Origin of the sequence: Mycolicibacterium chengduense, assembly GCF_033741155.1 — a bacterium.
GTDB lineage: Bacteria > Actinomycetota > Actinomycetes > Mycobacteriales > Mycobacteriaceae > Mycobacterium.
Genome location: NZ_JAWQNH010000003.1, coordinates 749525 through 760711 on the forward strand (window position 1 = coordinate 749525; position 11187 = coordinate 760711).

Sequence of the window (11187 nt, forward strand, 5' to 3'; positions counted from 1 at the left end):
TCGACGAAGCCCGCACGCCCTTTGGCACTCTGTTGGCGACGCCGAGAATGGTCTCGTCACGCACATCGTGAAAGGACCAACCGTGGTAGCCCACCTGGTCCCGCCGATTCTCGACGACCCAAGCCTGCGGCATGCTCATCAGACATCGACGTCCAGACGACGTGCCTCAGTCTTTTTGCAGAGCTGCAACCGTAGTGCAGTCAGTCGTGAGAAAGTGCAGTCAAATTTGAGAAGCCACAATGAGTGTAGGTTCTCACGTTGAGTTGCATATGGCCGTCGCTCTGAGCTGCGAAGATTCGATCTGTCTCACGATGGCTGCACCGACGTTTGTCTCACGAAGCGCTGCATTTCCTACAACAGCGGTGTGTGGGAGCGGGGACGAAGATACTTGCGGATCCGGTGGCGGTGAAGCAAGGTCTGGTCTGCGGCGATTGCGCTGGCTACTCAACATGTGGTGTGCCCTGTCTCGACCACGGTGATCGTGGTGTGTTGCCCAGTCGCGCAGGTCTTCTCACTTCATCGGTACGTCACCGTATCCGCTGCTGGCCGGTGCTGTGCTGGAGGTCGTCGGCTCGACGGGTGTCAGCCACCGATAACGTACCCGTTGGTGCCGTATCGGATGGCCAGCATGGCGGCCAACCCGCGCAGGGCTTCTTCGGCGAGCACCGGTATCAGCAGTCGGGTGACCCCGAGGCTGCCGTATGCGTCGGCGGCGCGGCACAGTCGGTCGAAAGCCTGCTGTCGCTTGTTCTGATCGAGTGTCTCGAGGCCAGTGGGGTCGCCGACGTAGGGGATGGTGACCTCGATGGTGGACGGGTCGCGTTGGGCGGCATTCGCTTCGGCGGTCATGACCTGTAACAGGGCCTTGAGCGCTTCGGGGCCTTCGACGGTGGGGAAGAATCCGTCACCGAGGTTGCCGGCTCGCTGGGCGGCACGGGTGGAGCCGCCGCCGATGACGATCGGCACGCTGCCGTGGGTGGGGTGCGGCAGGCTGATCACGTCGGTGAATCTGGCGTACCGGGTGTCGACGGAGGCCTTGGTGTCCGTCCACAATGCGCGCAGGGCCGCGACGTAGTCGTCGTGGCGGCGGCCGCGGTCAGCGAACGGTACGCCGACGGCGGTGAACTCTTCTTCCAGCCAGCCCACACCCACGCCCAGGCGCACTCGTCCACCGGAAAGGACGTCGAGTGAGGCGACCTGTTTAGCGAGAACCAGCGGGTTGCGTTGCGGCAGTATGAGAATTCCTGTGGCCAGGAGTATTCGTTCGGTCAATGCTGCGGCGTAGGTGAGCCAGATCAGCGGGTCGGCGAGGTCGAATTCGACTTGTCCTCCCATCATTTTTCCCGACTCGTCGTACGGGTAGGGCGTCTGGTAAGTCGATGGGACGACCACGTGGTCGACTGCCCACACCGAATCCAGACCGATGTCCTCGGCCAGGAGTGCGACGGCGGCGGCGGCTCCGGGGTGTGCCCCGGCGAAGCTGTTCACACCGAAGAGCCCGAATTTCATGTTGTTGTCCTTCTGCGTTGGTGGATCGAAGTGGGACATTCAGCTGACGTGGAGAATGACTTTTCCTGCTAGACGGCCGCTTTCGAGGACTCGGTGTGCCTCGGCGACCTCCTCGAAGTCCAGTACGCGGTCGATGGGGATCCGCAGGGCGCCGCGGCGACGCGCGTCGGCGATGTAGGTCTTCGCCGCGGCGAGTCGCTCCGGGCTTTCGACCATCTCGAACAGGTCGACGAACGAGACACTTCTGCGGTCGAGAGCCATCAGCGGTAGGTCGATGCGCGCAGCGCGGATATCGGGGGACGTTTGGGCGCCGTAGGACAGCACATGGCCGAACTCGGCGGTGGCGGCGAGCAGCGTATTGAGCAATGTCCCGCCCACGGTGTCGTAGACAACGGTGGCGCCTCTACCGTTGGTGAAGTCCCGGACCGCCTCGGCGAGGTCTTCATCGTCGGCGGCCACCGCGAGATCGGCTCCCCGCCGCAGCAGCTCGCCCTTGCGGACGGTGGTGCGGGTAGTCGCAATGACGCTAGCGCCGAAGTCGTGGGCGATCTGGACGAGCGCGGCACCCACCGAGGAGGTGGCTGCGGTAACGATCACAGTGTCGCCGGAGCCGATCGGCACCTTGGTAGCCAGATTGTAGGCCTGCAGGCTAGCCATCCAGGTGGCGGCCTCATCCTCGTCGGTACTGGTGTCGGCAACCCGCACAAGGGCTTCGACAGGGATGTCGGCGTGAGTGGCATAGGTTCCGGTGCCGACGACCGGCGAGTGGATCGGCAGCACAGCAACTCGCTCACCGACCGCAAATTCGTTTACACCCGCGGCCGTTTCAGTGATCACTCCGACCCCCTCGACACCCATCGCCGCAGGCAGCTGTGGCGAGATCACGTAATGGTCGCGGCGAAAAAGTGCCTCGAATCGGTTGAGGCCTATGGCGCGGACTCCGATGCGGACGTGGCCCGGCGCCAGTGGCGCCAGGGTGAACGGCACCAGATCGAGGACCTCGGGGCCGCCGAGGTGGTCGAACACCACCCGCAGGGGAGCGTCCTGTCCCTCGTTGATGTGCGTCGCGCTCTCGGTGAGTGGCTCAGTCATCTTCTCTCCCAAAGAGGTTGGTTGTGTGTGTCGTCAAAAGGGGGCAGGCGCCTCCCAATTTTATGTAACCATAGGTGTTACATAATGACAATATGTAATCATGGTGGTTACATACGTTGCGCCGGCCGAAGGGAGTTCGTGGTGAGTGCGAACAGCCGAATGAGTTTGGCCGTCCATGTGCTGACGTGGCTGGCGTTCGATCGTCGGGGCACCGACAAGGAGATCGGAACGTCGCCGCGGATTGCCAGCAGCGTCAACACCAACCCGGTCGTGATTCGGCGGTGCCTGGGTGAACTGCGGGAGGCGGGACTGGTGTCCGCGAGTCGGGGCCGCGCAGGTGGGTGGGTGTTGACCCGCGATGCCGCACAGATCACCTTGCTCGACGTGTACCGCGCGACCGGTGGCGGCGAGATCTTCGCTATCCCGGCGGCGCCACCGAACGCCGAATGCTATGTCGGGTACGGCATCCAACCGGTCTTGACTCGGGTGTACGACGATGCCGCCGCCGCGCTGTGCGAGCGGCTGCGCGCAACGACGATCGCCGACGTACTACAAGGTGCGCTGGACGAGTACGCCGACGGTGCCGCCGCCCGGTAGACCAGCTACGGCGAGCCGGCGACGCAGAAGACGTTGCCGAACGGATCGGTGAGCACCACCACCCGAAATCCGGCCCGGCGCGGTGGCGGCCGACCTCGATTGCTCCTGCAGTGATCAGTCGGGTCACATCTGCTTCTCTACTCGGGGAGTGCAGGTCCAGATGCGCCCGATTCTTGCCGGGGGTCGGGCGCGGCACCCGCTGAAATCCCAGCCGCAGGCCCTGCTGCGTGGCCACCACAACCATTTCCCCCGGCTTGACGGCATGTACCTCACCGGCGAGTGCATCAGCCCACCACCGCGCTGGTGCCTGGGATCGGAGCAGTCGAAGGTGATCATCGAGATCTGCAGCGGTTTAGTGGATTCAGACATTGATAGAGCCTCCTACAGACATTCTTGCGGCGTCGGCAGCGGTCTACTGGGTGAAGATCTCTGCGGCGTGAATGGTGTCGAGGTACTCGCGGACAGAGCAGATGCGCCCGTCCCGGAGGTCGAAGACGTAGGCAATCCGGTTGTCGTAGTCAAGTCCTCTCGCTGATCTGCCGGTGGTGTGGGTCTCGACGACGATTCTTTCGGCGGTGGGGGTCACCGAGGTAATCTCCACGTGCGGGCCGTCCGGCAAGGCCGCGGCCACGCGGCTCAGCATCGCCGCGAACCGCTCCCGGTCATACGTTCCGGCCAACGCGAAGCCCTGACCCGGTACACCCGCCACCGTCCAGGTGAAGTCGAGTGTCGTCCGAGCCAGCGCCGCCGCAACGTCGCCGGTGCTCAGGTCGGCGAAAAAGCTCTGTGCGGTGTTCATCGTGGGTGTTCTCCTCCTTGTCCTTCAGATGTTGGTGATGCGGGTGTCGGCGATGGTCTCGGCGAAGCCGGCGCCGAACACCTCTACCGGAGTGCGGAATCCGGGCTGGTGCTGACCGTGGAGAACCCTGTGGGCGGCGTGTGCGGCGGCCAGCGCGGTGAAGCTGTAGCCGTTGACGGTTTCGAGGCGTGACTGCGCCGTCTGGTCATCGCCAAGCACCTGAGCGATTGCGTGGTAGCGATGAGCGGCGCGCTGCTCGGCACTAGGGCCGTCGGGCAACTGTTGGATCTCACCGCTGCGGAGAGCCTCGCCTGAGGCGTAGACGTAGGTGTCGATGTTGGCGATGCCGGTGGAGCGCCAGACGGTGATCAGATCCGGCAGCGTCACCGGCGCACACGGCACCGGGCCGAATCCGAAGTCGAACACCTCGACCGCCGCCGGGTCGGCGGCCGTCAGAGTCCCCGCTACGCGATGCAGCGTGTCAGTCGTCAGGTTCTCGCTGGCACTTCGAGCTGAGCCGCGTGACATCGCGCCGGCGACGTGTAGCGCGATCCGAATGCTGCGCGGGTGGTCGACGTGCGCCGCGGCATGGGCGGCCAGACACCCCAGCATGGCGACGCTGCCGCCACTGCCTGGCAGCAGCATCACCCCGGCCGCCGTGGCGTCGGCATCGTATGCCTCAGCCAGTCGGTAACTGTTCAGCTCGGCGGCGACGTCGAGGTAGTGCACGCCAGCGGAAATGGCTGCCTCCATCAGGGGCTGCGCTGTCCGCAGATACGGGCCGGCACAGTTGAGCAGCACCGTGACATCGGCGAGCGCGGCCCCCACTGCCGCAGTGTCTGTCACATCGAACACCGCATACCGACAGTCCAACCGAGTGGCCAGTGCCTGCAGCTTGGCGGCGTTGCGGCCAGCCAGGATTGGTTTCAGTCCCAGATCCACAATATGTTCGGCCACCATGGTTCCGGTGTAACCGGTTGCACCATAGAGCAATAGGGTTTCCATGCTCAGTGCTGCCAGCTCTTGTAGACGAACTCCAGGCTGTAGCCGTCGGGGTCAAGGACCCCGGCCGCGTAGTAGCGGGGGTCGTAGTGCAGCCGAGGACCGGGCGCACCGTTGTCGGTGCCGCCAGCTGCGATCGCCGCGGAGTAGGCAGCGTCAACTTCGGCGGCGCTGTCGGCGACGAATCCGACATGGGCGGAGCTGCCGTCAGAGCTGCCGTGGCGAAGCCAGAAGATTATCTTCCCGATATCCGGATCTCCGAACCCGTACAGATCCGGATGACCGGGGGGTCCGTCGTTGGCGTCGTAGTCCAGTCGGGTGGTGATCCCCAGCGGCGCCAGTGCCGCGGTGTAGAACGCGATCGACGCTTGTACGTCGCGCACGGTCAGAAAAACGTGGTCGAGCATGATGATCTCCCTTGTGTCGATTTAGATGACGTAGCCGCCGGCGACCTCGATGGTTTGGGCGTTGATCCACCGGTGGTCTTCTGAGAGCAGGCTGGCGATGACGGAGCCGACCTCTTCGGGCTCTCCGACACGCCCCAAGGCGGTTTGGGCGGCCAGCATCGTCTCGAATTCGTCGCTCAACCCGCCACCTAGCTCGGTGCGAATGGGCCCTGGGGCGATGGCGTTGGCGCGGATCCGGCGCTCCCCGAGTTCCTTGGCCAGGTAGCGGGTCAACACTTCAAGGCCGCCTTTGAAGGCAGCGTAAGGGGCTACGCCCGCTGTGGCGACTCGGGAGGTGGCGCTGGTCATGTTGACGATGTGCCCGCCATCGGCCATCAGCGGCAGCAGCGTCTGGGTGAGGAAGAACGGGCCTTTGAGGTGCACCGCGAACAGCGCATCGAAGGACGCCTCGCTCACTGATTCGATCGGTGTGTATTCACCGTAGCCGGCATTGTTCACCAGGGCATCGAAACAATCGGTCTGCCAGGTGTCTTCAAGAGCGGAGCGCAACCCTTCACGGAAGTCGACAAATGAGTCGATGTCGGCGACGTCCAGCCTCAGAGCGACCGCAGTGCCTCCGGCGACGGTGATGTCGTCGACCACCCGCATCGCTGCATCAGGACTGCTCTTATAGGTCAGGGCTACACCCATGCCCCGTTGCGCGCAGGCACGTGCCGTAGCCGCGCCCAGCCCTCTACTGCCTCCGGTGATGACGACAACGCTCATGGACTTCCGCTTCTCCTGGGTTGACTGCTGACGAAAGCAAGTCAACGCCGAACGGAGCCCCTTAGGGAGGGCGGCGCTTCCTGGGTGCGCCACACCCAGGAACCGAGGGCACCGTGTCTACCGGGCGTGCTCCCGGCGGCGGGTGGCCTCCAACGACCCCAGCAAGGCGAGTGCTTGGGCGCTGGACGAACCGGGCGCGGCCGTGGCCACTGTCAGCTGCTGGCCCGGGGCGTTGTTGACGTCGAAGGTCTGAAAACTCAGTTCGAGCAACCCCACATCCGGGTGGCGGATCGTCTTGCGGGTTGCCGACAATCCCGCCACCCGCTGGTCGTCCCACATCTGGCGAAAAGGCTCGCTGCGTTGATAGAGCCGTTGCACCATCTCGGTGACCTCGGCGATCGGCGGGTCGAACCCTTGCGCCAGCCGCAGTGCACTCACCGCCGCGCGAGCCACCTCATCCCAATTCACGTAATACTCCCGTGCGATCGGGTCGACGAAGATCGCCGCGAGCACGCTGCTGTTGCGGCGCTGCAGGGGTGCGATCATCGCTGCGGCGATGGGATTGGCGATCAGCACACGAAATGCCGCATTGGTGACATAGGCAGCGGTGTGCTCAAACGCCCCCATCGTCTGCAACAGCTCCGGGCTGACCATCTCGGTGTCACGGCCGACCCTCGGCGCTAACCGTGCCAACCTAAACGCGTGATCACGCGCATCCGGCGTCATTCGCAGTGCTTCACAGATGGCGTCCAGCACCGGTGCTGAGGGGTTACGCTCACGCCCCTGCTCCAACCGGGTGTAGTAATCCGCGCTCACCCCAGACAACACCGCGACCTCCTCGCGTCGCAGACCTGCGACCCGCCGGCCCGCCAACTCGGGCAGCCCGGCATCTCGCGGCGCTGTCCTGCCGCGCTGAGCCTTGAGAAAGACACCCAGCCCACTGGAGGAACTCTGCAACACCACAGGTCAGACGCTACCCCGACAACACTCCTGCGACGATTCCTGTACACGGTCGACGACGCGCGGGGCAAACAGTCGCTGAACCCGATGCGGTCGGTCGAACGTCACGGCCCCGCGTCTCACACAGCCTGCACAAGTGCAGCGCTGGTGCAGCCGAGCGTGAGAAAGTGCAGTCAAATCTGAGAACCTACAGCGCCTGTAGGTTCTCACCTTTCGCTGCATTTGAAAGCACTCTTAACCAGGGCCGATTCGACTTTGTCTCACGATCGCGACCCGTGGTTTGTCTCACGAAGCGCTGCAATTCCTAGCGAACGTGCGGAAGACGATCTGGCACCCGGCCGAGGTGCTTCATTGCGGTCGTACCGCCACGCGTGCCGCGACCTGGTTACGGACCTGGCTGTAGACATCGACGTTGACGGTTGGGGCAACCCAGAGCGAAACCGCGACGGCATAATCCACCGTCCGGCCGGCAAGCCCGCCAGCTTGTTCGTAGCACTTCACCCGGATACTCATATCGTTTCCCTGACCCGAGGCGAATGTCTTCTCCAGCTCCCACGTTTGGTGCTGGACAGTTGTGGCACCGCGAGTGGTTATGGCCGGCGGGTGACCCGTTGGCGTGCCTAGATTCGGAATGGAACCGGAAGGTGCGACGAAAGATAGGCTTGCACAACGGTATTGACGGTTTCTCCAGTTCACTGGCGTAAGCCAAGCGAGTGTAGCGTCGATCCGTTTGGTTTCACGGACGTTGAGGCCATCGGGCAACGGAAAGAGAAGCTCTTGCTCCTCGGCCGCTCCGATAGATCCGAAGTACAGGATCACCGCCTCGTTGCTGCTGCATCCATCAGAGTAATCCCTTGCTATAACGCCATTCCCTATGGCGATTTCAGGAGGCAAGGGATCGTACGCCAGATCAGATGGCCAATCAGTGCCGTGGACAAGAAGTGCCTTCGTCGCAGCGGCTCGCTGCCGCCGAGTCATGGGGGTCCCCACGGTAATATCTCCGACGAGATCATGAAGTCGCGCAGCCTGTCTGGACACCATCGCTGCAGCGAAACTTGTTCCTGCTACATGGGTTTCATTGCTGCCTGCCGGAGTCGCCACCTTGAGCCCCGGCCCTAACGGCGAGACGCCGCGAAACGCGATCGCCTCCTGTGAGCCGACGCCGTCGACGTAGAACGCTCGACCGCCCGTCGCCATAAGGTCCGGCTTTATGCTGCGCCGATAGCCACTTCCTGTCGCTGTCACGGGGCTGATACTCGGCTGACCGTCGGTTGGGTCGACAAGGTAGCCTTGCGCGACCGCAGCGGAACCATCGTCGTGAGTAGCGCCCACGGCAATGGCGTTGACCGCTTCCGCAGGGGCGAGCAGCCTCCGCTCATTCTGTCGGCGGTCGATGGCGTCCATCAGTGCCTGACGCCGCTCGATACCTGCAGCTGCCGCGAGATCGGCTGACGTTAATGGAGATAGGGCGAGCCTCCCATGATTTCCAGCAGATACAACGATCAGAACGCCATATTCGTAGCTCAGCCAGTCAAGCATGCGTGCCCAGGACGATATGACCGTCTCAAATGGGGCCGCAGGGTCACCAACTGAAATGTTGACGACAGCGATTGTGGGGGCTGCCGCAGGTGTTCCCGCTTGATCCTCGAACAGTTCCCGAAAAACGCGCCACATCAGGTCTGGCACCAATTCGTCTGCCGGTAGCTCTTCTATCCGATCAGCTGTCTCGTCCGACGGTGCCAATACAGGGCGAACCAAGATCGGTCGAGTCGCCGGCGCCTGATTTGAGCTACGGTCTCCCCATACAGCGATCGACGCTGTCCAAGTGCCGTGTCGTCGTTCCTTGACCGCAGCTGATTGCGTGAGATCGTCTGGATCATAAACGATTACACGATCCTGTAGTAGGACGTGATTCTCCATTGGGACGCCGTCCAGAAGGCACAGAACAGGGTCGCCACCCGGCAGCGGGTCGTCGATCTCGCCGGGTATCTCCATCGCCGGCCCAACTATCGGTAGTGACTGCCCCGTGATTCGGAGGTACATCACGTCGGCCGATCGAACAAGGCGAACGCCCTCGAAGTTGCCAGCCGCCAGTTCGTGCAATAGGGCGGTTGGAACCTCGCATTTGAGTCCGTGATACCCAATCTGATCGATGACCGCTACCGCCGTGACTTGCCCGCCTGCCTGCTCGACAAGCGCTGTGACTTCGCGCTGGCTCTTGTCGCGTGCAGCGGGCGTGCGTCGATACCAAAGCTCGACCTCGATTGAGTGGGGGCGGTCATCGATTCGGCCTTCGAAATACTCGTCCCAATCAATCGACTGCAACCGGTCTTGCGGCCCCCAAGGCCGGACCTCTTTGAGGTGCGCGAACAAGTCTCGCAATGGGGAGTACCCGCGCGGCAGATCTCGTCCACCTCTCCATACGCGCCACAGTGACAATAGGTTGTCGAAAGCCCGTTGGTTCATGCAGACCGCATGCAGGCATGACGCAATGAACGGATTTCGAGGCTTGTCGCTCCTGAGCTGGACATCGTCGGTCGGTAATACAGCATCTTCAGCTTCGATCAACACTTCGATACCGAGCTTCTCGGCGACATTTGTGAGGTCGATCTGCTCGTCAAGCGCCTCGAACACCAAGACAAGTTGGGGATCAGCTGCCTGGATTGAATCCGAGATGCGGACCTGATCACCAATCGCCGCCATTGCAGCATCGAACTGCGCGTCAATACGCCTAGCACGCGCATCGGGATCTGTGAATTGAGCTCGGCCGCCTCCTCCACGGCGGGGTCGGATGGCACGGGGTGGTGCGACGCGCCCCAAGATCACCGGCCTACTCGAGGCACGTTCTTCAGGCGACATTTACTCGTCTTCACCGCCGGCTCGGGCGGCCCACTGCTTAATCACTTGCTGGGTAACTGCGACTTCATCCGGCTCAGGGCCGGACAAGATCGAACGTCGCTGAACATCGAGTGCGAACTCTTCCAGCTCAGCGAAGCTCACCCGGCCAAGCCGGTCGGCAATAGTGCGCGCGGTCAACCCGAGCTGAATTCCAGTCTTTGCGGACCAACCTTGCAGCCATTCGATCTTCCCAGCCCGTGTGGGGTAGGGAAGGTTGAGCCTCAGCTGCATCCGGCGCCAAACCGCCCGGTCCAGCAATTCAGCATGGTTCGTAGCTGCTACAACTACCACATGGCTGGGAAGGCGATCGACCTGCAACAGCAACGAGCTGACTACTCGTTTGATCTCGCCAGTCTCGTGTGTGTCCCCGCGTTCCTTAGCGACAACATCGAATTCGTCAAAGAACAAGACGCACGGACGGACGCGGACTGCGTCGAAAAGCGCTTCCATCCGCGAGGCTGTTTCTCCAAGGAAGCTTCCGATCAGACCCTCGTAACGAACGCTGAGTAGCGGCACGGCAAGCTCGGTGGCCATCGCTTCTGCCAAGGACGTCTTGCCGCCACCGGGTGGGCCCACGAGTAGGACGCGGTGGCGAGGTTCGACCCCATGGCTACGTAAGAGATCGCGTCGATAGTGCTCTTCGATGAGCTGCCCGACGGCGTGGCGCACCTCCGGTGGCAGAACCAACTCCGATACGCGGCGCTCCGGCTCCTGTTCGTAGAACAAACCCCTCTTCGCCTCGTTGCGGCTCAGCGCAGTCACATTCGCCGACGACTGGGGCCGCCTTCGGCGCAGCGCCTCGGTGAGTTGCGAAGCCAGGACGTTATGCCGCTTGTTTTCCTCCTCGGCGATCAATGCCTCTGCAGCACGTCTGAACGCGAGGTCATCACCGCCCGCACCGGATTGCACGAGTGCTAGGAGGAGATCTGCACGTGCCATCGCCCTCGTTCTCCTCAACCCGCACGGCAGTCACCGCAAGGTGTACTTTACCGAACGCCCACGCGTCTGACCAAGAACCTGCCGACCACGGTTGACGCCCTTTCGCACGTCACCGCAGCGCCTCATTGTCTAACACGCTCAGGGCACATTGCGATGACACGCCCGCCCTCAACATCCGAGCAACCAGCCGCTTTGGAACACCGGAGAACACACATCCGG

Annotated in this window: 10 protein-coding genes and 1 pseudogene; 1 reads left to right on the plus strand and 10 read right to left on the minus strand. The window is 62.9% G+C overall.

The window, feature by feature from the left end:
- Positions 1–582 precede the first annotated feature (582 nt).
- Positions 583–1509 carry an LLM class F420-dependent oxidoreductase gene (locus tag SBI67_RS14165; protein ID WP_318981146.1) on the minus strand — a complete coding sequence of 309 codons (927 nt, stop codon included), beginning with the start codon at positions 1507–1509 and terminating at the stop codon, positions 583–585.
- A gap of 39 nt (positions 1510–1548) precedes the next feature.
- Positions 1549–2601: a zinc-dependent alcohol dehydrogenase family protein gene (locus SBI67_RS14170; protein WP_318981147.1), complete on the minus strand. Its 1053-nt coding sequence runs from the start codon at positions 2599–2601 to the stop codon at positions 1549–1551.
- A gap of 141 nt (positions 2602–2742) precedes the next feature.
- Between SBI67_RS14170 and SBI67_RS14175 the strand changes: the two genes are divergently transcribed.
- A complete protein-coding gene (locus tag SBI67_RS14175) occupies positions 2743–3198 on the plus strand; it encodes an Rrf2 family transcriptional regulator (protein WP_318981148.1) in 456 nt (151 codons plus the stop codon).
- 133 nt (positions 3199–3331) lie between these two features.
- Here SBI67_RS14175 and SBI67_RS29110 read toward each other — a convergent pair.
- From SBI67_RS29110 to SBI67_RS14215, 8 genes and pseudogenes are all read right to left on the minus strand, one after another.
- A pseudogene (locus SBI67_RS29110) lies at positions 3332–3520 on the minus strand (VOC family protein); the annotation flags it as partial.
- A 90-nt stretch (positions 3521–3610) separates the two neighbouring features.
- Positions 3611–3997, minus strand: coding sequence for a nuclear transport factor 2 family protein (locus SBI67_RS14185; RefSeq protein ID WP_318981149.1), 387 nt, complete (start codon positions 3995–3997; stop codon positions 3611–3613).
- A 24-nt stretch (positions 3998–4021) separates the two neighbouring features.
- Positions 4022–5002, minus strand: coding sequence for a saccharopine dehydrogenase family protein (locus tag SBI67_RS14190; protein WP_318981150.1), 981 nt, complete (start codon positions 5000–5002; stop codon positions 4022–4024).
- A gap of 2 nt (positions 5003–5004) precedes the next feature.
- Positions 5005–5406 (minus strand): VOC family protein, encoded by a 402-nt coding sequence (locus SBI67_RS14195; protein WP_318981151.1) that lies wholly within the window; start codon positions 5404–5406, stop codon positions 5005–5007.
- Positions 5407–5427: 21 nt separating this feature from the next.
- Positions 5428–6171 carry an SDR family NAD(P)-dependent oxidoreductase gene (locus SBI67_RS14200; protein ID WP_318981152.1) on the minus strand — a complete coding sequence of 248 codons (744 nt, stop codon included), beginning with the start codon at positions 6169–6171 and terminating at the stop codon, positions 5428–5430.
- Positions 6172–6288: 117 nt separating this feature from the next.
- Positions 6289–7134 (minus strand): helix-turn-helix domain-containing protein, encoded by an 846-nt coding sequence (locus tag SBI67_RS14205; RefSeq protein WP_318981153.1) that lies wholly within the window; start codon positions 7132–7134, stop codon positions 6289–6291.
- 345 nt (positions 7135–7479) lie between these two features.
- On the minus strand, positions 7480–9834 hold the full coding sequence (locus SBI67_RS14210; protein ID WP_318981154.1) for a S8 family peptidase: 2355 nt from the start codon (positions 9832–9834) through the stop codon (positions 7480–7482).
- 156 nt (positions 9835–9990) lie between these two features.
- Positions 9991–10968, minus strand: a complete 978-nt coding sequence (locus SBI67_RS14215; RefSeq protein WP_318981155.1) for an AAA family ATPase — start codon at positions 10966–10968, stop codon at positions 9991–9993.
- Positions 10969–11187: the final 219 nt, after the last annotated feature.